The organism is Vibrio sp. V23_P3S9T160 (assembly GCF_963886625.1).
GTDB lineage: Bacteria > Pseudomonadota > Gammaproteobacteria > Enterobacterales > Vibrionaceae > Vibrio > Vibrio anguillarum.
In genome coordinates this window covers 1-19,934 of the sequence record NZ_CAWPDB010000133.1, presented here as the reverse complement: position 1 = coordinate 19,934, position 19,934 = coordinate 1, and the positions used below count along the sequence as shown (strand labels likewise).

Annotated in this window: 16 protein-coding genes and 1 riboswitch; of the genes, 11 read left to right on the top strand and 5 right to left on the bottom strand. The window is 45.7% G+C overall.

The annotated features are described in order from the left end of the window. Positions 1–166 precede the first annotated feature (166 nt). The gene (locus tag AACU59_RS11240) at positions 167–721 is read left to right on the top strand and encodes a chorismate lyase (protein ID WP_013855487.1); all 555 of its coding nucleotides are present in this window, start codon (positions 167–169) and stop codon (positions 719–721) included. Next, complete coding sequence (ubiA, locus tag AACU59_RS11235) at positions 718–1,572, top strand: 4-hydroxybenzoate octaprenyltransferase (RefSeq protein WP_088720706.1); 855 nt, start codon at positions 718–720, stop codon at positions 1,570–1,572. The genes AACU59_RS11240 and ubiA overlap by 4 nt, the downstream gene beginning before the upstream one ends. Positions 1,573–1,653: 81 nt before the next feature. Here ubiA and plsB read toward each other — a convergent pair whose 3' ends face one another. After that, positions 1,654–4,077, bottom strand: coding sequence for a glycerol-3-phosphate 1-O-acyltransferase PlsB (plsB, locus tag AACU59_RS11230; RefSeq protein WP_013855485.1), 2,424 nt, complete (start codon positions 4,075–4,077; stop codon positions 1,654–1,656). Positions 4,078–4,396: 319 nt separating this feature from the next. On the opposite strand from plsB, the gene lexA reads away from it, so the two are divergent. The 3 genes from lexA (at position 4,397) to dinF (ending at position 7,339) form a co-directional block, all read left to right on the top strand. Further along, positions 4,397–5,020 carry a transcriptional repressor LexA gene (lexA, locus tag AACU59_RS11225; protein ID WP_026028591.1) on the top strand — a complete coding sequence of 208 codons (624 nt, stop codon included), beginning with the start codon at positions 4,397–4,399 and terminating at the stop codon, positions 5,018–5,020. A 94-nt stretch (positions 5,021–5,114) separates the two neighbouring features. Continuing rightward, positions 5,115–5,933, top strand: a complete 819-nt coding sequence (locus AACU59_RS11220) for a class I SAM-dependent methyltransferase (protein ID WP_013855483.1) — start codon at positions 5,115–5,117, stop codon at positions 5,931–5,933. A gap of 62 nt (positions 5,934–5,995) precedes the next feature. Then, the gene (dinF, locus tag AACU59_RS11215; RefSeq protein WP_094144845.1) at positions 5,996–7,339 is read left to right on the top strand and encodes an MATE family efflux transporter DinF; all 1,344 of its coding nucleotides are present in this window, start codon (positions 5,996–5,998) and stop codon (positions 7,337–7,339) included. A 103-nt stretch (positions 7,340–7,442) separates the two neighbouring features. On the opposite strand, the gene sthA is transcribed toward dinF, so the two are convergent. Then, positions 7,443–8,843, bottom strand: a complete 1,401-nt coding sequence (sthA, locus tag AACU59_RS11210) for a Si-specific NAD(P)(+) transhydrogenase (RefSeq protein ID WP_017048582.1) — start codon at positions 8,841–8,843, stop codon at positions 7,443–7,445. Between the two features lie 286 nt (positions 8,844–9,129). Between sthA and fabR the strand changes: the two genes are divergently transcribed. Together fabR and AACU59_RS11200 are read left to right on the top strand one after the other, a co-directional pair. Beyond that, complete coding sequence (gene fabR / locus AACU59_RS11205; protein ID WP_017048583.1) at positions 9,130–9,771, top strand: HTH-type transcriptional repressor FabR; 642 nt, start codon at positions 9,130–9,132, stop codon at positions 9,769–9,771. Next, a complete protein-coding gene (locus AACU59_RS11200; RefSeq protein ID WP_013855478.1) occupies positions 9,771–10,148 on the top strand; it encodes a YijD family membrane protein in 378 nt (125 codons plus the stop codon). Before fabR ends, AACU59_RS11200 begins: the two co-directional genes overlap by 1 nt. 159 nt (positions 10,149–10,307) lie before the next feature. On the opposite strand, the gene AACU59_RS11190 is transcribed toward AACU59_RS11200, so the two are convergent. Continuing rightward, positions 10,308–13,409: a beta-galactosidase gene (locus AACU59_RS11190; protein WP_094144844.1), complete on the bottom strand. Its 3,102-nt coding sequence runs from the start codon at positions 13,407–13,409 to the stop codon at positions 10,308–10,310. A gap of 453 nt (positions 13,410–13,862) precedes the next feature. Between AACU59_RS11190 and AACU59_RS11185 the strand changes: the two genes are divergently transcribed. Further along, entirely contained in the window at positions 13,863–14,054 is a 192-nt protein-coding gene (locus AACU59_RS11185) for a hypothetical protein (RefSeq protein WP_094144842.1), read from the top strand. 39 nt (positions 14,055–14,093) lie between these two features. On the opposite strand, the gene trmA is transcribed toward AACU59_RS11185, so the two are convergent. Beyond that, the gene (gene trmA, locus AACU59_RS11180; protein WP_094144841.1) at positions 14,094–15,203 is read right to left on the bottom strand and encodes a tRNA (uridine(54)-C5)-methyltransferase TrmA; all 1,110 of its coding nucleotides are present in this window, start codon (positions 15,201–15,203) and stop codon (positions 14,094–14,096) included. Between the two features lie 160 nt (positions 15,204–15,363). Continuing rightward, a riboswitch (cobalamin riboswitch) is annotated at positions 15,364–15,559 on the top strand. A 47-nt stretch (positions 15,560–15,606) separates the two neighbouring features. On the opposite strand from trmA, the gene btuB reads away from it, so the two are divergent. Genes btuB through murI form a run of 3 tightly spaced genes read left to right on the top strand, consistent with a single transcriptional unit; the run spans position 15,607 to position 19,011 of the window. After that, positions 15,607–17,442: a TonB-dependent vitamin B12 receptor gene (gene btuB / locus AACU59_RS11175; protein ID WP_094144840.1), complete on the top strand. Its 1,836-nt coding sequence runs from the start codon at positions 15,607–15,609 to the stop codon at positions 17,440–17,442. A 45-nt stretch (positions 17,443–17,487) separates the two neighbouring features. Further along, positions 17,488–18,177, top strand: coding sequence for an ATPase (locus tag AACU59_RS11170; protein WP_049785465.1), 690 nt, complete (start codon positions 17,488–17,490; stop codon positions 18,175–18,177). 30 nt (positions 18,178–18,207) lie between these two features. Then, positions 18,208–19,011 (top strand): glutamate racemase, encoded by an 804-nt coding sequence (murI, locus tag AACU59_RS11165; protein ID WP_176428517.1) that lies wholly within the window; start codon positions 18,208–18,210, stop codon positions 19,009–19,011. Here murI and AACU59_RS11160 read toward each other — a convergent pair. Further along, positions 18,974–19,429 carry an RNA recognition motif domain-containing protein gene (locus AACU59_RS11160; protein WP_019282938.1) on the bottom strand — a complete coding sequence of 152 codons (456 nt, stop codon included), beginning with the start codon at positions 19,427–19,429 and terminating at the stop codon, positions 18,974–18,976. The two genes, murI and AACU59_RS11160, sit on opposite strands and share 38 nt — an antisense overlap. Positions 19,430–19,934: the final 505 nt, after the last annotated feature.

Below are 19,934 nucleotides of genomic sequence, written 5' to 3'. Positions count from 1 at the left end.
TTGTAATCAAAATGCTTATCTCGTTGTTTGGAATATACCGCAGTTGTCGCTTCCCGTTTTTACAAGCGGGTTTTTAACCTCCAACCGAGGGATTCTGTGAGTGAGCGCTTTTTATGGTTGTGTTAACCAAAAATGGACCTTTATTGTATGTTGATAAAGCCACTAATTGAATACTAGTATGAATCAATCAATTTCGCTCTATCTGTCTGCTTTGCGAGAAGTAATTTGGCAACAACCTGACGTTTTTTCTTTTCCTGATCAGGTTTCTCAGTCTTGGCTTTTAGAGCAAGGATCATTATCTCGCGTGTTAGAGGCGCAGTGTCAGCAACTGAGCGTTGAACTACTGCACAATAAGCTCGTTGAGGCAGAAAAATTACAGGGCGATGAGATGGCTCTGTTATCTGATGAAGCCTGTTTGTTACGTCAGGTTGTGCTGCGTGGTGATCAACAGCCATGGGTTTTAGGCCGAACTTTAATTCCTCAATCTTCGATGCTGGGTCAGCAATATGACTTAGCGCGCCAAGGTGATATCCCGCTTGGGTTAACGGTTTTTCGTGCTGAGCACGTTAAGCGTGACGCACTACAAGTGGGCTGGGCAATGATGGAAGAGGGGCCGTTGCTTGCACGCCGTTCACGATTATGGATGAATAATAAACCGATGTTAGTTGCGGAGCTGTTTTTACCCTTTTCACCGATTTACTCTAAGGAGAGAGTGTCATGACTTTGGTTAAGGCGCGTGCTTATTGGCAACTGATGCGCATGGACCGGCCAATTGGTTCTTTGCTATTGTTGTGGCCAACCTTATGGGCATTGATTTTAGCCGCGCAAGGTTTCCCCGATCCTAAAGTATTATTGGTATTCGTGTTGGGGGTGTTGTTGATGCGCTCAGCGGGTTGCGTGATCAACGATTTTGCCGATCGCAGAGTCGATGGACATGTTAAACGAACCAAACAGCGGCCTTTGCCTGCCGGGAGTGTGACAACCAAAGAGGCGATTGCACTGTTTTTAACGCTAGGTATCACTTCTTTCCTGCTGGTTTTGACCATGAATCCACTCACGGTTCAGCTCTCCTTTGTTGGTATCGCATTAGCGTTTGTTTATCCGTTCATGAAACGTTATACACACCTTCCGCAGTTGGTATTAGGGCTGGCCTTTAGTTGGTCTATTCCGATGGCATGGGCGGCGCAAGCCAACGAATTGCCAGCGGTGATGTGGGGGCTATTTTTGATCAATGCGTTGTGGACTGTGGCGTATGATACGCAGTATGCGATGGTTGATCGTGATGACGATATCAATATCGGAGTCAAATCGACCGCTATTTTATTTGGTCGTTTTGATAAAATCATCATCGGTATTTTACAGTTATTGGTACTGGCGTTGATGATCGCACTTGGTGGCTATTATCAGTTAGGGGCGAGTTTTTATTGGTCAGTATTGGCTGCAGCGGCTCTGTTTGTTTATCAGCAGCGTTTAATTCGTCATCGTGATCGTGATTTATGCTTCCACGCTTTTCTCAATAACAATCACGTTGGCATGGTGTTAACGTTGGGCCTGCTTTTTGCGTTTTGGTAAGTAGTTCACTAGTTTTTGTAAGTACTTCACGAATAAAGTAAAGGCATCCATTGGGATGCCTTTACTGTTTCTTACGACCGATTAGTTCGCTTGGCAGAGACTTTCTTGAATGGTTAAGCGAATTTCAGGATAGAGCATCGAGTAAAGTAGGCGTGCTAGCTGAACGGTTGGTTCTAAATGGCAATTGCCATCAACATCCAAATAGCCCTGCTCTTTGAGCGTGACAAACATGGCGGAGAATACCCCTTTATCAAAAAACTCAGGGGCATTGATGCCATGCAAACGGCCAAGACGTTGTGCAATTTCTTGGCTTTTTTGCTCTAAATCAGATTTGCCCACTTCAGGGTTGGCAACCAATAGATTGAGAGCAATCGCGTAGCGTTGTAGGGTTTCTGAAATGGTACGACCGAGCAGCATCAACACTTGTGTTTTGGCTTGATTAATAGCCACGACACCCTCTTCTAGCGTTACTAATTGTTGACGTTGCAGTTCGTTAACGTAAGCGTTGACTACATCTGCGAGTTCATCTTGCGCAAAGCTTAAAAACAGCTCCTGCTTTAAGAAGGGATAAATCAGTGCCACATTGGCGGTTATCTGCTCTAGTGATAGCGTTTGCTGGCGGATCAACATCTGCGCAATCAGCGAGGGAATGGCAAACAGATGAATGATGTTATTGCGATAGTAGGTCATCAAAATCGACTGATTGCGGTCAAGAGAAATAATCTCACCCATGGTATCGGATTCAATTACAAACTTGTCGAGCGACTGTGCATGGTTAACCAGTTCTTCCGCACTGGCTTTAGGCACAGTGCAGGTTGCTGAGTAGCGCACGTTATTTAGTAGCGATAAATAGCAGTCGATTTGCTTAACCAAATTGTCACGAGCCAGTGCGCTTTGGCGTGAAGCAAGTAACGCGGTGGCACACAAAGTTAAGGCATTGGCCGCCGCCGCATCGTTAATGTGCGTCATCATCTTGGTGGCCAGTTGGTTAACAATAGGGTTGATCCACTGCGGCTTGGTGCTGCCCATAGGGTCAATATCTTGCGTCCATTCTGGCACTTGCTCGTTAAGGTATTGGTTCAACGGGATCGGTTCGCCGAAATTGACATAGCCTTGGCCAAAATTACGCAGCTTGCGAATCGTGCGCAGCACTAAACCCGCATTTTCTTTCTCTTTGCTTTTGCCGCGTAGCTCTTTGGCGTAAGTGCTTACTTCCATCACATGTTCATAACCGATATAAACTGGAACGAGGGTCACCGGGCGGTTAAGGCCGCGCAACATGGCTTGGATGGTCATCGCCAGCATGCCTGTTTTCGCTGGCAGTAAACGGCCAGTGCGTGAACGGCCACCTTCGCTGAAATATTCAACTGAATAGCCTTTGGCAAATAGCTCGGCCAGATATTCGCGGAAAATGGTCGAATAGAGCTTATTGCCTTTAAAGCTGCGACGAATGAAGAATGCGCCGCCACGGCGGAAAATCGGACCTGCTGGGAAAAAGTTCAAGTTGATTCCGGCAGCAATATGCGGTGGCACCATACCTTCGCGATACAGCACATAAGAAAGTAAGAGATAATCCATATGGCTGCGGTGGCAAGGGACATAGACAATCTCGTGTCCATCTTGCGCAAGGCGACGCACGGTGGCGGCATTATTTATATTAAGCCCTTGGTAAATGCGGTTCCATAACCAGCCCAGTATGCGCTCTCCTTTCTTGATTAAGGAGTAAGAGAAATCAGCGGCAATCTCATCCATGATGTCATGCGCTTCTTTGCGCGCTTTTTCGAGGGAGATATTGTTGGCTTTCGCTTGATCTTCAATCGCTTTTTCAATCGCTTGTGATTTAATTAGGCGGTTAAACAGCGCTTGGCGATTGGGCAAATTTGGCCCAGAAGCTGCCAGCTTTTGGCGAGAGAAATGAATACGAGCCACTCGTGCCAATTTATGCGCGATAGATTCGTCGGTGCCGTGTGAATCAGCCATATAGCGCAGTGAAACGACGGGGCTAAAGCGCACCATGCAATCGCGTCCAGCAAAAATTACCGCGAGTGCTTTTTGTGGGCCATTTAAGGCTTGGAGATAGGGTTTCTCTTGCCCCTCTTTACCTGGTTTACGTCCCCAAAGCACCGTCGCTGGGATCATTTGAACGTCCAATTCCGTATCAAACTTATGTAGCTCAAGCAGTTCAGAAAAAAGAGCGATAGAGTCACTAGGAACGTGCTGATCATTGCGCATCAAGGTTGGGCGCGCCGAGATGAAAACATAACGGGCAAAACTTTTGCCGTTTAGCTCAAGCGGTTGCAGCGGGTCAGGTAAACCCAGTTCTTTGGCGTGAGTTTGCAAGGTGAGCAAATCAACACTTGAGCGAAAAGGTAAGGCGTAAACAATCGGCTTGTGAATATCAATGCCGTGGTCTTCTATTGGATTAGAAGGGATCGCCGTGCCTTTGACCAACGCAGACAAAGGTAATTTTAGTAGTGAACGAGATAATGAGTGTCCAGAAGACATAAAGGTCGTCGCCTCAAGAATATTTCAATATGCTTAAGCGCATGTCCATTTCCCTGTGAGTTGATGCTCAGAGAAATCGATATGCGCCGAAGCGGCTAGCTATTTTTGAGCCGCAAGGATACCAGAAACTGGTCAAACCTTTTAATCATTATTGTTTAGTAAAACAGCATCACTTGCGAGCGCGGTGAGTGAATCGGTGAGGTATTTATCGGTCGATTGCGGCATTTTTTGTAAATAGCCAAAAAATAAGCGTCCGCTCTTCCATTTATTCGATTACTGGATATACTCACAGTTAACTGTATAAACAGACAGGTGAGATATGAAGCCGTTAACGCCCCGCCAGCAACAAGTATTTGATCTTATCCGCAGTAAGATCGACGAAACCGGAATGCCACCGACTCGCGCTGAAATCGCACGCGAGCTGGGTTTTCGTTCCGCCAATGCCGCAGAAGAGCATTTAAAAGCACTGGCTCGTAAACAAGCGATTGAAATTATTCCGGGTGCCTCTCGTGGGTTGCGTATCTTACTTGAAGCTGCCAATGAGCCAGAAGATCTTGGCCTGCCTTTAATTGGTCGAGTCGCGGCGGGAGAGCCTATTTTGGCGCAAGAGCATGTCGAAGCGCATTACCAAGTGGATCCCAATATGTTTCGCCCTCAAGCGGATTTCTTACTGCGTGTGCAAGGCGAAAGTATGAAAGATATTGGCATAATGGACGGTGACTTACTCGCAGTGCACAAAACACAAGATGTGCGTAATGGGCAAGTGGTGGTGGCGCGTGTTGAAGATGATGTGACGGTAAAACGTCTAGAACGCAAAGGCTCTACCGTGTTATTGCACGCAGAGAATGAAGCGTTCTCACCAATTGAAGTGGATCTTAAATCTCAGCAGCTCACCATTGAAGGTGTGGCCGTCGGCATTATTCGCAATACCGATTGGATGTAATTTATTATTGAGATCTATTCTCAATAACTTGTTATTCTAACTGATATTCATTATCATCTTCTTTGTTGTTACATCGAGTTGCGACATAAGGAAGATGGTAATGCCTACCAATAAACATTCACTAACCCCACGTCATCATATTCCAACCAATTTAGTTCAACCGTTGTGGTTTCGTAGCCGCGAAAGTTTGGTTGATAACGGGTTAGTGTATGATCCGATCGCTGCAAAGGCCTGCCAGAGCTGTCACTTAGCCCCCGAATGTTTAAGCGGTGATATCGATCAAAAACAATTGCTGCATGCCACCTTAACGCAATTGTGCGATCAACAAGTACGCGCGTTTATTGAGCGCAACCCTGATGGATGGATCATTAATGTCGGTGCAGGGTTAGATACCCGTTTTTATCGGGTAGATAACGGGCGTTGCCATTGGATAGAACTCGATATCACCGAAAACCTGCTGTGGCGGCAGAAATTGTTTCATCGCAGTGAGCGTTATCAACATGTGTGTGGCAGTGTCGATGATCTTCAGTGGTTGGATGCATTGCCTATTGCGGAATCCTCAGCCGTTTTAATCGTTTGTGAGCATGCGTTATTAGATTGTACGGTGCAGCAACTCACCTATTTTATCCGCGCATTGGGTTTGCATTTTTCTAATGCGGCGGCTTGTTTAATGCTGGCTGGAGACAAAACTGCTTCCGCTTTAGGTCAGAAAATGGGCTCAGGCCATTATGGACATGGTTTTGCTAATCCAACCGAAGCGGTACTCAATGTCTTGCCTTGGGCTTCGTCGGCAAAAACGTTTTCACCGCTCGATCAACATTGTGGCCGCTGGAAATTATGGCAACGTTGGTTAAGTAAGGTGATGGTTTACAAGCTGCGCTTAACACCCGTTTTAGTTTATGTCCGTTGGTAAGTAACCGCTAGCCGTCCTCCTATCACTCCGCTACACTTTGCTCTCCCCCATGAGAGGTCAACGTGTTGCAATCTATTTTACAAACGTTATCGAACCGTTCCGTACATCGACAAGTGTTGCTACTGGCGATACCTATGGTGCTGTCCAATATTACCGTACCGCTGTTAGGTTTAGTTGATGCGGCGGTGATTGGTCATCTGGAACACGCTTGGTATTTAGGTGGAGTGGCGCTTGGCGGTACGGTAGTCAGTGTCACTTTCTGGTTACTCGGCTTTTTAAGAATGTCGACCACAGGCCTTGCGGCGCAAGCATACGGTGAACAGTCGCCACAAAAACTGGCGTTAGTCTTGTTGCAAGGGCTCTTGATGGCACTGGCATTTGCGTTGTTGTTTTTGATTCTGCATCGATGGATTGGCGATGCGATTTTTTCAGCCAGCAGTGCCAGTGAGCAAGTAAAGCAATATGGGTTGCAGTATTTTGTGATTCGAGCGTGGAGTACGCCCGCCGCATTGGCCAACTTTGTACTGCTCGGCTGGCTGTTAGCCACGCAAAATGCCAAAGCGCCAATGTGGATGGTAATCATCACTAACTTAACCAACATCGCGTTGGACATTCTGTTTGTGTTGGGTTTCGGCTGGAAAGTGGAAGGTGCTGCGCTGGCGTCGGTTATCGCTGATTATGCGGGCATGAGCTTTGGTTTACTGTGTGTTTGGCGCTATTGGTTGCGGCATCAACTCCCTTCGCCACTGCAGCTAGGTGTTTTAGTGACACAAGGTCTTAGCCGCTTTGTGAAATTGAATCGCGATATTTTCCTGCGTTCACTCTGTTTGCAGGCGGCGTTTAGCTTTATGACCTTTCAAGGGGCGGCCTTTGGTGATCAAACCGTGGCGGCTAACGCTGTCTTAATGAGTTTTTTGATGATGATCTCCTATGGCATGGATGGTTTCGCTTATGCGATGGAGGCCATGGTTGGCAAAGCGATTGGTGCAAAAAGTGAGGCGCAGCTCAAAAGTGCTCTGATCGGCAGTTTTTTCTGGAGTGCGCTAATCTGTTTAGCGTTAACGGTGATGTTTGCGGTGTGGGGATCGGCGTTGATCACGCTGATCACTGACATTAACGCAGTTCAGCAAGCGGCTAACCGTTATCTACCGTGGCTGGTGGCAATGCCGTTAACCGCGATGTGGTGTTTTTTATTGGATGGTATTTTTATCGGCGCGACCAAAGGTAAAGAGATGCGCAACAGCATGTTTGTCGCGATGTGCAGTTTTTTCAGCGTTTTCTATCTGGCTCAGTCTTTGGGTAATCACGCCCTGTGGATGGCGATGCTCAGCTTTATGGCAATGCGCGGCATCAGTTTAGGTGTGCTATTTATCTCACAATGGCGACGCGGTGTTTTTCTCACTTGATCACCGAACCTATCCCTAAGCACTTCACTCACTAGGTTACCAAAAAGAAAGCCGCACTCGTTAGCGGCTTTCATTCCATTAGCAGGCAGAATTAGGTCGATGATTAGAACAATCGATTCAGGCCATTTAACGCCGCCACGCGGTAGGCTTCGGCCATGGTTGGATAATTGAAGGTGGTATTGACGAAATATTCGAGGGTATTGGCTTCGCCTTTTTGCTCCATAATTGCCTGTCCGATATGGATGATTTCAGCCGCGCGTTCTCCAAACACATGAATACCTAAAATTTCTTTTGTCTCTCGGTGAAACAAAATTTTCAAGCTGCCGATATCTTTGCCAGAAATTTGTGCTCGTGCGAGGTGTTTAAACGAAGAGCGGCCAACTTCATACGGAATTTTGGCCGCGGTGAGTTCTTGCTCTGTTTTGCCCACTGAACTGATTTCAGGAATGGTGTAAATCCCAGTTGGAATGTCATCAATTAAGTGCCCTTGCGCTTGACCATGAGCAATCGCTTGAGCGACAAATCGACCTTGATCATAGGCTGCGCTCGCAAGGCTTGGGTAGCCAATTACATCACCGACTGCGTAGATGTGCTCCACCGAGGTTTGATAGTTACGATTGACGGCCAGTTGGCCACGTGAGTCGGCATTCAGGCCCACCGCTTTGAGGTTCAATTTGTCAGTGTTGCCCGTGCGTCCATTGGCGTACAAGATACAGTCGGCTTTCATTTTTTTGCCCGATTGCAAGTGAACGATCACACCATCGTCAGTGCCTTCAATCTTTTCATGGGTTTCATCATTACGAATCACAATGCCGCTGTTCCAAAAATGGTACGAGAGTGCATCAGACGTTTCGTTATCCAGAAACGACAGTAAGCGGTCACGGGTATTGATGAGGTCAGTTTTGACCCCTAAGCCTCGGAAAATCGAAGCGTATTCGCAACCAATGACGCCTGCACCATAAATAATGATGTGGCGAGGATCGTGTTTAAGCGAGAGAATCGAATCGCTGTCATAAACTCGTTCATGAGTAAAATCAACATCATCAGGTTGATAAGGGCGTGAGCCAGTCGCAATCACAAATTTGTCGGCGCTGTATTTTTCGATGCTGCCGTCAGCGTGCGTAACCGCCACGGTATTTTTGTGGGTAAACTTAGCGTTACCAAAAATCAGCGTGCACTGATTGCGATCGTAAAAGCCTTGGCGCAAGCGCGTCTGTTTATCAATCACAGATTTAGCATGGCCTAAAATATCAGAAAAAGTGAGATGAATACTGGTGTTGTTTTTACAAAATAGAGGGTTACTGTTGAATTCGATGATGCGGCTGACCGCATGGCGTAACGCCTTGGAGGGAATGGTGCCCCAATGGGTACAACCTCCGCCAACACTACTCTCTTTTTCGATAATGGCGACATTAAACCCCGCTTTAGTCAAACCCATTGCGGCGCCTTCTCCGCCTGGGCCGCTACCAATTACGATGACATCGAAGTGGTTTTGGTTCGCCATACTCTATTCCTTGTTGTATTTGTTTAACATTGCTGTAGCGAGATTTTAACTGATCCATCAGTGCGGTAAACGATGTTGCCATCAGAGAGTGGAGAGGATCACGCTCGAGAGGTGAAAATGCCACTTTATGCTATTGCTTTGCCCATCTTACTGTGGCGAGTGATTGAAATTAGGTTAGGTGACTGTTTAATTGGTCACTTTGTCCAAAGAGGCGATGTTGTGGCTTAGACAACGTGCTCAATCACGTTATAGTATGGCTCAGATAGTAAAAGAGAAGCGACTTAATATGAAATCGATGGGAATTCGCGCATTACAAAAAGAAAAAACACGTCGTTCATTGATTGATGCAGCATTTAGCCAATTAAGTGCCGATCGGAGTTTTTCTAACTTAAGTTTACGAGAAGTGGCCCGCGAGGCGGGGATTGCGCCCACCTCATTCTATCGACATTTTAAAGATATGGATGAGTTGGGTTTAACCATGGTTGATGAAGGTGGTTTACTGCTGCGCCAATTGATGCGCCAAGCACGACAGCGCATTGTCAAAGAGGGCAGTGTGATTCGCACGTCGGTTGAAACCTTCATGGAATTTATTGAAAGTAGTCCCAATGTGTTTCGCCTATTACTGCGAGAACGCTCAGGTACTTCTTGCGAGTTTCGTGCCGCGGTAGTGCGAGAAATACAGCACTTTTCCGCAGAGCTCACCGAGTATTTGATGACGACAGGCATGGGTCGTGACGAGGCATTAACTCAGGCCGAAGCTTCCGTTATTTTGGTGTTCAGCTCCGGCGCTGAAGCTTTAGATTTAGATCGACGTGAGCGAGATGAGCTTGCTGAACGTTTGATCATGCAGTTGCGAATGCTAGCCAAAGGGGCATTTTGGTATCGCAAAGAACGTGAACGTAATCGGCTCAAAGGGGGGATAGAGTAATGTCGAATGAAAACAACACAACCCATCGTGGTTCGGAAAGAAAAACACTTGTGCTAGCGCTCATCGCAGGTATGTGCGGCGATGCTTTGTTGTCTTGGGTAACCATTAGCCAAGTTCCGTTCTCCATTTTCCCATTGATTGCATTAGTGCTTTCTGTGCAGGCGTTGTATCAAGAATATTTGCGCCATCCGGTGGCGGAAGATCTTCCATTGGTAGCGCTTGCCTGTTTCTTTGTCGGTGCTTTTGGTCATTCGGCATTTATCAAAGCACAATATCCAGATTCTGGTTCTAACTTTTTCGCCATTCTCGTACTGCTGTTGTTGCTACTCTGGGTTGGAAGAAAATTGGGTTTTCTTGGTCGCCATCGCACCGACTAAGTCATCAATGGCTGGGTAGATATAGCGTGCGATGTGACCGTCATCCAAGCCTATCACTGACATATCACAGGGATGTGGACGCCATTTTCTTGTCGTAGCGTCATGCATCCCGCTGCCACGTAATCGTTGTAAGTGGCGATAGCCGTTATCGGTGCGTTTTTAAATACGATGCAAAATTGGTTTGAACGATATTCGGTAAACGTAATTATTGCCAGTTAGCTGGAATTCTTTGTGCACACTAGGGCTCCAAGAATCATCACCACCCACGCCCATGTGCTGATGGTCTAGGCGCACATAAATGGTTTTTTCTGCCATTAAATCACAGGTGTGTTTTGCTTTTGCCAGCGTCTGTTGAGCATATTGACTGACACTAAATTGGAAATCGCCAGATATCGCCAGTTCGTTCACTTGCAGCCATTGAGTTCCACAACGTAAGCCACTGTCGGTTGGGAAAATGTACGGAGTGTGCATCTCTTCTAGCGTTTGCGTGTGCAAGCCAAAACGTGCTGCAGATAGGCGGTCTGGGTAGTTCTCAAACGGACCTAAACCTTGCCAAGTGATTGGTGTACTCTGCTCATGCAATGGCAATTGCAACTCCAAGCCGATACGTGGCATGGGTGGTAGATCATCGGCAAGTGTCACATCAACGGTCAGCTGCATTTCGCCACTGTTTTTCAGCGTATGCGTCCAAGTGGTGATGGCTTGCACGGCACCGTTGAATTGGTAAGCGAAAGTTGATGTTACTTGCACGGCATGCGCTAACATGTCGCTATGGCAACTGACACATTCGCGTTTCCATTGGCCAATACCAGCCATATCCCAACGACATACCCAAGCGTTTGGATCTATGTTATCCACTTCACTCACACCAATATCGTTATCCAGTGGCGCACGGAAGAAGTTATCTTGCGGTGCCGCCAGCATTCGCGCTTTGCCATCGACTTGCCAATCAATCATCAAGCCTGTTTGACTATCCCAGCACCATTGATGCTTCTCATCTAGGCTGGTGACTACGATCATGCCTTTTTGCTGGGTTATTGCTGGGGCTGGTTGCGTTTCCAACTTAGGCATGGCGAGACCTGAGGTATTGCGTAGCGCAAATTGCTCAGAAGCGCTGACATGTCCCGCGGGTGCCCAAAGTGTTTCAGCCACTAAGGTGATGTCAGTATTCAAGTGGTATCGCGCTTCTGCTTTAGGTGTAAATTCAAAAGCAATATCTACGGTTGCTTGGCTATCGGCTTTGATGTTCAGCACCACTGAGCCAGATTGAATCAATTTGCCATCTTCTAAAAGTGACCAGTTCAATTGCTCGTTGTCCGTTGCACGAAATAGGTTTTCGTTAGTTACTAATAGATGACAGAATCCTTTCACTTGTTCTTGCAGCGACACGCGAATCATACGCTGGCAGTATTTGGCTTCTTCCAATGTTGGATGCACAGTGCGATCTGGGAAGATCAACCCGTTGATGCAGAACTGGCGGTCATTGATTTTATCGCCAAAATCGCCACCGTAAGCCCAGAAGTGTTGGCCGTTCTCGTCCCATTGGCTCAAGCTTTGGTCTACCCAATCCCAGATAAAGCCGCCTTGAAGGCGAGGAAACTCGCGGAATGCATCCCAATATTCATTAAAACTCCCCAAACTGTTACCCATCGCGTGGGCGTATTCACATAAGATCAGTGGGCGAGTTTCGTTGGGTAGAGAAATCCATTTTTTGATTGGCCATTTTGGTACTGCTTCATCTGCAATCGTTGTATTCACACGGGCGTACATAGGCGCAATGATGTCGGTTGCAGCGGTATTGGCACCGCCACCTTCATATTGAACAGGGCGCGACGGATCGTAGTTTTTCGACCAAGCGTACATCGCATTGTGGTTACTGCCGTGGCCAGACTCGTTACCCAAAGACCAGATGATGATAGAAGGATGGTTTTTATCGCGCATCACCATTTGGGTGTAGCGGCTCATGTATGCGTGCGCCCATTGTGGATTGCTCGAAAGGCGATTCATCGGCTGCATGCCATGGGTTTCGATGTTCGCTTCATCGCACACGTACAAGCCGTATTGGTCACACAGTTCGTACCAACGAGGGTGATTTGGGTAGTGCGCTGTACGTACCGCGTTGAAATTGTATTGCTTCATCAAACAGATGTCGCGGATCATGTCTTCTTCTGTCATCACATGCCCAAGCTCTGGATGATGCTCATGACGATTAACGCCACGGATCAGCAAAGGCTTGCCGTTGAGTTTCAACTGACCATCAGTGATTTCCACTTTGCGAAAGCCCACATGATAGGCTTCACTCTCTAGATGCATGCCGTTTTCATCTAATAGGGAAATGACTAGGCGGTATAGATTGGGGGTTTCTGCGCTCCATTTGTTTGGCTCACGCACATGCAATGTTTGAAATACCACGTCATCGTATGTGCCTCGCTCGTCAATACGGCGGTTGTGCGGGCGATCAATTCGCGGCTCAGTCACCGCGCATTCACCATCAAAGAGCTGCACTTGCACTTGGTAACAATCTGGCGCTGAAATGTGCGTCACGATTGATAGTGAACCATCGCGATAACACGCATCCAAATCTGGCGTGACGAATACATCTTCAATGCAGTATTGCGGTTTAGAAAGCAAAGTTACGTCGCGGAAAATACCACTTAGCCACCACATGTCTTGGTCTTCTAGGTAGCTGCCATCACACCAACGCATCACCATCACGGCAAGTGTATTCTCGCCAGCCACTAGGTAGGGCGATAAGTCGAATTCGGAAGGCAAGCGGCTATCTTGGCTGTATCCCACCCAAGTGCCGTTGCACCATAGGTGGAATGCTGAGTTCACACCATCGAAGATGATGCGCTGGGTATTGGCAAGATCGGCTTCTGAGCGGGAAATCGTAGTGCGGTAACAACCTGTCGGGTTTTCAGCGGGTACGAATGGAGGGTTTACTTCAAACGGGTATTTTACGTTGGTGTAAATTGGTTTGTCGTAGCCTTGTAGCTGCCAGTTGGAAGGAACCGTTATTTCATCCCAGTTCGTGTCATTGAATTTGGTTTGAATAAACTCGCCTTCGACTTGTTCTGGCGAGTCGAACACTTTGAATTTCCATTGGCCATTCAGCGATTGACGTTGGGCGTAAACGCCGTCACGGGCATGGTCAATATCTCGGTAACTGGAAAGTGGGCTGTGTGCTTTTAAGCAGTGAATATTCACTGATTGCGGGGTTTCCCAGTCACGTCGTTGGAGAATATCTGAAAATGCCTTCATGGTTTTCCTACTTGATTTTTGTTTCTAACCGTGTTGCGCTACGGTAGTGAATACCGTAATGGATGACTTTTTTGCTCTGGTAATCGACGCTAACGCGGCCAAAAACAGTGCCATACATAGAGTAGCTAATCGTTTTATTTTTTTGAGTCTTAGCTTGCTACTCAGTGTAAATAAAATGTGGAAACGTTTCCATGGTGAGGTTTGCATTTTCATAGTAATAACGGATTTATTCTTCTTTCGTGTGATCATCTTCTCTTGAATGTGTTTTTAAGCAATTTTAACGGCGAGTGATGAACTTTCCTTGGTGAGATTGGCTTTGGATCTGACGTTTATATCAAAATCAATCTGTAAACGTTCCCATGAATTTGGTTTGGCTCACCGATTATTTTGTTCTATACATTGTGATGCGATGTAATTTCCTGCTTCAAAGTCAGACAAAATGACAGATAACCATTGATTGAATTAACAGGTGAGCAGGTTCTACTGATTGTAGAATTGGGTGAGTATGCAAAGATTCTGCATTGGGGGCAGAAGGTAAGCGGTGATCTCAACGGTTATCGTATGGGCTCTGCATCGCCCGCCCTGATTAAACCGTTAGTCAGAGCGAGCAGCATGATAGGTAATGTTGTCAGTACGAATGCGTGAAAGCCGATTAAATCGAAATTTAAATATCGATTGAAAGTCTTATTTAATCTTCTCCAGCATCACACCTGCTTCCATGTGGTGGGTGTAAGGGAATTGGTCGAATAGAGCGAAACGAGTCACTTTGTGTGTTTCACATAGAGTGTCTAAATTCTCTTTTAAGGTTTCTGGGTTGCAGGAGATATACACAATCCGCTCGTAGCCTTGCACCATTTTGCAGGTATCGATATCCATACCCGAGCGCGGTGGGTCAACAAAAATGGTGTTGCAACGATAGCTTTTGAGATCAACTCCCGCTTGTTGCAAACGGCGAAACTCACGTTGACCTTCCATCGCTTGAGTAAATTCTTCGGCAGACATGCGGATGATTTGCACATTGTCTATTTTATTCGCCGCAATGTTGTATTGCGCGGAATCAACAGAAGGTTTGGCTAATTCGGTTGCGAGCACTCGCTCGAAATTTTTCGCCAATGCCAGTGAAAAGTTACCATTCCCACAGTAGAGCTCTAATAAATCGCCTTGGCTCTCTTGCGTACAGTCAACGGCCCATTCCAACATTTTTTGTGCGACAGTACCGTTTGGCTGAGTAAAGCTGTTTTCCACTTGTTGATAAATATAACTTTGACCATGTACGTTCAGCTTCTCAATCACAAAATCTCGATCGAGCACGACTTTCATTTTACGTGCACGGCCAATCAAATTGAGGTTGAATCCCTCATCATTGAGACGCTGTTTTAATGCTTTTGCTTGGGTTATCCATTCTTCATCGAGTTGGCGATGATAAAGCAGAGAAACCAGTACTTCACCACTAAGAGTGGAGAGAAAATCGACTTGGAAAAGTTTACGACGCAGTGAGTCGCTGCCTTTAAGTGCATCGTTCAAAAGTGGCATCAAATCATTAATTAAACGACTGGCCGCAGGAAACTGGTCAACGCGGTATTTTTCACGCGTTTCTTGATTGAACATGATGTAATAAAGCTCATCACCTTCGTGCCAAACTCGAAATTCTGCACGCATACGGTAATGCTGCTCTGGTGATTCAAACACTTCCAACTGAGGCATGTTGTATTGTGCGAACATTTGGGTCAGACGCTCGGTCTTTTCCGCCAACTGTTGCTGGTAGTGTTGTGGGTTTATATCAAGAGTCGCCATGGTATTACCTTTGCTTGGGTATGGTGCATTCAAATAATAAAGAGCGCAGATTTTATTCAATCCCTCGCGCTTGTCCAGTTTTGTCCTGAATTAGTCATTAATTACGAGCTAACAAAAATAGCTGACACCAATCAGTACTAGACAAATTATCAATAGAGCCATAGTATCGCCCTCAGCTGGTGCTATCTAGCGGTATAGATGGCCGAAAAGGGAATCTGGTGTGAATCCAGAACTGACGCGCAGCGGTAAGAGAGAACGAACACCCAATATGACACTGCAGGAAAATGCTGTGGGAAGTCGGGTTAGTAGGTCAAGAGCTCTCAAGTCCGAATACCTGCCAGCAGCCAAATCTATTCCACCTTTTGGTTGATTTGGTAGGACTTACGCGAATTAGGATCACAATATGAATAAATCCCTTTTAGCGGCGGCTGTAGCATCGCTGCTTTCACTTATCTCCAATTTACACGCCCAAGAAGCATCTGCTGACGAAACCATGGTGGTTACGGCTAACCGTTTTGAGCAAAGTACTGAAAGTGTTATTGCTCAAGTGGAGGTTGTGACACGTCAAGATATAGCTCGTATTCAAGCTAAGTCACTAACTGATGTATTCAAACGATTAACGGGTATTCAAGTTACACAGAATGGTGGTAAAGGCCAGCAAGCTTCGATCTTTGTTCGAGGTGCTAACTCTGATCAGGTTCTTGTCTTAATTGACGGCATCCGTTTTGCTCGCGCTGCAAAAGGTGGTGTCGATTTCAGCCAGCTGCCAATCGCATTTGTTGACCGAGTAGAGTATGTACGAGGTGCTCGTGCTGCTATGTATGGTTCAGAGGCTATTGGTGGTGTGATTAATATCATTACAGTTGTCAGTTCTGACAATGAAGAAACTGTAGTGAGTGCAGGATTAGGCAGCCGTGATTATGAAGAATTAAGTTTTGTTAGTGGTACTAAAGTTGGCGAGAACGGTCATTTAAACGTATCGGTTGGTTACGATTCTGATGAGGGCTATAACGTTCACCCAATGCCCGGAGTAAACGATGGTGACCGTCATGGGTTTGAATCACGTAATGCTTTGCTCGGGTATGTACATAACTTCGACCAACAGTGGAGTGGCTTTGCGAATTTCCGAATGTTCGAGACTATCTCTCAATATGATGGTTCGTATGTTGATCATAATACCGGCAACCCTGTCCACTCTTACAAAGAAGCTGAAGTACAAAACTCTACTGTTGCTGCTGGCGTTAAATTTAATGGCAGTGAGCTAAAGTCTGAATTCCTAGTTAATTATCAAAACCAAGACAACTGGAATTACGAAAAGTCTCTAGGTAAGAACTCTTCTTCGGCTACGTCTGATGAGCTTGAGCAACTTAATGTTCAATGGGTAAACTCATACAAAGTTACTTCAGCACTGACGTTAAGTGGTGGTGTTGATTGGCGAGATGAGGCCTACATCGTTAAGCCATCGAATACTGAATATGATCGAACCAATGTTGCATACTTCACGGCATTAAACGTAGATGCGGATAAAGTGTTTGGTGAGTTGAGCATTCGTGCTGATGACAATGAACAGTTTGGTACTGAAACAACGTATAACACAGGGTTAGGTTATCGTTACGCAGAATGGCTTGTGGTTAAGGCTGCCTATGGTACATCGTTTAAAGCTCCGAACTTGTATCAACTATATAGTTACTACGGTAATGACAAGCTAGAAGCCGAGAAAGCGGATTCATTTGAATTAACTTTTAGTGGTTTAATCCAAGAGGTTGATTGGTCAATTACTGGATACGATACAAACGTTGAAGACTTAATTGATTATAATTACGCGACGAGTAAGTATTACAACACTGATGGTGAAAGCCAATTACGTGGTGTGGAAATGGTTGTCGGTTTTGATACAGGCTTTATTAACCACCAAGTGAGCGCTAACTTCCAAGATCCAAAAGACCAATCTGGTGAACAGTTAGTCCGCCGTGCTAAGAAGATTTATAAGTATAACGCGGCAGCTAGTTTCGATGATGTTGATTTGTCATTGGGGTACCAATACGTCGGTGAGCGACCAGACTTCTCTGAAGAGTTGGCTGCATACAGTTTGTTTGATGTTTCAGTTAACTACTACGTAAATGAAAATCTTACTTTAAACGGTCGAGTCGAGAACCTTACTGATGAAGAGTACGAGACAGCTGGTGGATACCCATCTCCAGAGCGTACATATTACGTAAATGCTACTTACCAATTCTGATTTTTGAAACCGCCTGTGGGCGGTTTTTACTTTGCGAGTGTGATGATGAAAAAGAACGTTATCGTCAGTTGGTCTAGCGGAAAAGATTCAACCCTCACTTTAGAGCGCTTATTGGAAGATAGCCGTTATTGTGTTGTGGGCATTTTTACCACTTATGTCGAAGATGAAGTGCCCTTTCAAGCCACCCCCTTGTATGTAATTGAGCTACAAGCACGACTTTTAAAATTACCCGTTGTCAAAATAGAGCTGCCTGCCGTATTTCCAAGTAACGAGCTTTATCAATCGACCATCATCAGCGCATTAAAACAAAGTGGATTAGAGATAGACGCCGTTGCTTTTGGCGATATGTTCTGTAACGGTATTGCGCAGTATCGCAAAAGCTATATTGAACCGGCTGGCTGGGAGTGTGTGTTGCCCTTGTTAGGTGAAGATAGTAGCGCTCTTGCGCGAGAGATCATAAATCGCGGCATCCAAACCATGGTGATGACGACAGATGGTCACAGCCTCACGCCAGACTATTGTGGACAACCTTATGGACGAGCGTTTATTGATTCTTTACCAGCAAAGGTTGACCCGTGTGGCGAAAATGGCGAGTTTCATACACTGGTCACCGACGCTCCCTGTTTTTTGGGTGGAACACTGGAGTTAGAGTTGACGCATCTCCAACTGGGGGAACGTTTTTGTCACCAAAGATACCGAGCAAGAGCATTGCCAATTGATAAAGAGCGAGTATGATCGGAACGTTTTCATTATAAGGTGCTCAGAGTGTCGCAACCGTCTCAGCTTAATGTGCTTATCTTTGACTCTGGTGTTGGTGGGTTATCTGTTTATCAAGAGGTCCAAGCCAAACTACCACAATTAAACTACATCTACCTGTTTGACAATGAAGCTTATCCTTATGGAGAGCTCAATCAAGAGGTGTTAATTAAGCGTGTGGTTAGGTTGGTAAGCGATGTCGTTGTGAAAGAGCGCATTGATTTGGTCGTTATTGCTTGTAATACCGCAAGCACTATCGTCTTACCCAAGCTGCGTTCTTGTCTTGCTGTACCAGTTGTGGGGGTTGTCCCTGCGATTAAACCGGCCTCGTCACTGGCAAATAAAGCCGTGGGACTCATTGCCACCCCAGCGACTATCACTCGTCAATACACTCACGATTTGATTCGAGATTTTTCATCTGACAAGAATGTTGAATTGCTAGGGTCAACGCGTTTAGTGGATATGGCAGAAGAAAAATTGAGGGGCAAAGTTGTCGATCTTGCAGAATTAAAAGAGATTCTTAGCCCTTTGGCGAACCGTATTGATGTGGCGGTCCTTGGCTGTACACACTTCCCATTAATAAAAGAAGAGATCCAAGCCGTATTAGGGAAGAGTGTCGTGCTAGTTGATTCCGGAGAAGCTATTGCTCGTCGTGTGCAAGAGCTATTGGGTGTGAAAAGCGAGCCACAATGCAAAATCAAACAACACAAGATATTATCAAGCGCACCTCCTTGGGAAGAAAGCGCGCTCAATAGCCGATTAGATCACTTAGGTTTTACTCCTGTTCAAACATATCGTCATCAGGATGTTTAGGATCATTCGCCACACGTACTTTTAATGTACGCTGCATATAGTCTTTCTCATTCAAAGCTGAAATAGCACCATCTACATTTGCAGAAGCCATCACAACAAAGCCAAATCCACGCCTTTTGCCCGTTCGCTTATCTTTCATCAAACGTACGGCAAAGACCTCTCCATATTTGGCAAAAAGTTCACGAACATGAGCTTCATTCGCTTTGTATGGCAAGTTACCGACATACAGTGTTTTCGTTGAGAGTTTTGACTCCTCATCATCGGTTAGCGTTTTGCTGCCAAAAAATTTAAAAACAAGAGCGGAAGAGACAACACCAATAACAAAAGTAATTGCGGGAGAAAGCGCGACCAGAGAAAAAAGGATTGCGCCTATTATTGCAAGAGATGCAACCAGTAAAATCGATTTATTAGAGTTCATATTGGAATACTACATATCAAGTAAAAGAAGAAGGATGTCTAGGATTAACAAAATAGACACATCAATCTTACGTTTATGCTTGGTGTTTTTCCAACCAATTGCTGTGATAACCTTCAAATGTTGAAGTTTTATTCAATAAAACGCGACATTGGTGGCTTTTTAAGCGAATGAAAGGTGATTTTAAAAAAGAACTTGTCACATTGTAAAACCTCCCTATAATGCCGCCTCACTGACACGGAGTGAGGCAAGCCTCACAGACGAGTTACTAGTTGAAAGAGAAAGATAGTTAAAAATAACTCTTGACTCTTAAAGACTAAAGCGTATTATTCGCACCCCTAGCGACACAGGACTTAACGGTCCTGTTCGGCAGGAACGCTCTTTAACAATATAAACCTATCAATCTGTGTGGGCACTCGTTGATGATAATCAAAAAAGATTTATCAATGAACTGAGTGACCAATCAGAATCAAGTTTACTTGATTTTGGCACAGTCAATTCATTGTTG

What these genes read in the sequence shown, in the direction of transcription:
- ubiA (WP_088720706.1), top strand. Translation starts at nt 718, where the DNA reads ATGACTTTGGTTAAGGCGCGTGCTTATTGGCAACTGATGCGCATGGAC.
- plsB (WP_013855485.1), bottom strand. Translation starts at nt 4,077, where the DNA reads ATGTCTTCTGGACACTCATTATCTCGTTCACTACTAAAATTACCTTTG.
- lexA (WP_026028591.1), top strand. Translation starts at nt 4,397, where the DNA reads ATGAAGCCGTTAACGCCCCGCCAGCAACAAGTATTTGATCTTATCCGC.
- AACU59_RS11220 (WP_013855483.1), top strand. Translation starts at nt 5,115, where the DNA reads ATGGTAATGCCTACCAATAAACATTCACTAACCCCACGTCATCATATT.
- sthA (WP_017048582.1), bottom strand. Translation starts at nt 8,843, where the DNA reads ATGGCGAACCAAAACCACTTCGATGTCATCGTAATTGGTAGCGGCCCA.
- fabR (WP_017048583.1), top strand. Translation starts at nt 9,130, where the DNA reads ATGAAATCGATGGGAATTCGCGCATTACAAAAAGAAAAAACACGTCGT.
- AACU59_RS11200 (WP_013855478.1), top strand. Translation starts at nt 9,771, where the DNA reads ATGTCGAATGAAAACAACACAACCCATCGTGGTTCGGAAAGAAAAACA.
- AACU59_RS11190 (WP_094144844.1), bottom strand. Translation starts at nt 13,409, where the DNA reads ATGAAGGCATTTTCAGATATTCTCCAACGACGTGACTGGGAAACCCCG.
- trmA (WP_094144841.1), bottom strand. Translation starts at nt 15,203, where the DNA reads ATGGCGACTCTTGATATAAACCCACAACACTACCAGCAACAGTTGGCG.
- btuB (WP_094144840.1), top strand. Translation starts at nt 15,607, where the DNA reads ATGAATAAATCCCTTTTAGCGGCGGCTGTAGCATCGCTGCTTTCACTT.
- AACU59_RS11170 (WP_049785465.1), top strand. Translation starts at nt 17,488, where the DNA reads ATGAAAAAGAACGTTATCGTCAGTTGGTCTAGCGGAAAAGATTCAACC.
- AACU59_RS11160 (WP_019282938.1), bottom strand. Translation starts at nt 19,429, where the DNA reads ATGAACTCTAATAAATCGATTTTACTGGTTGCATCTCTTGCAATAATA.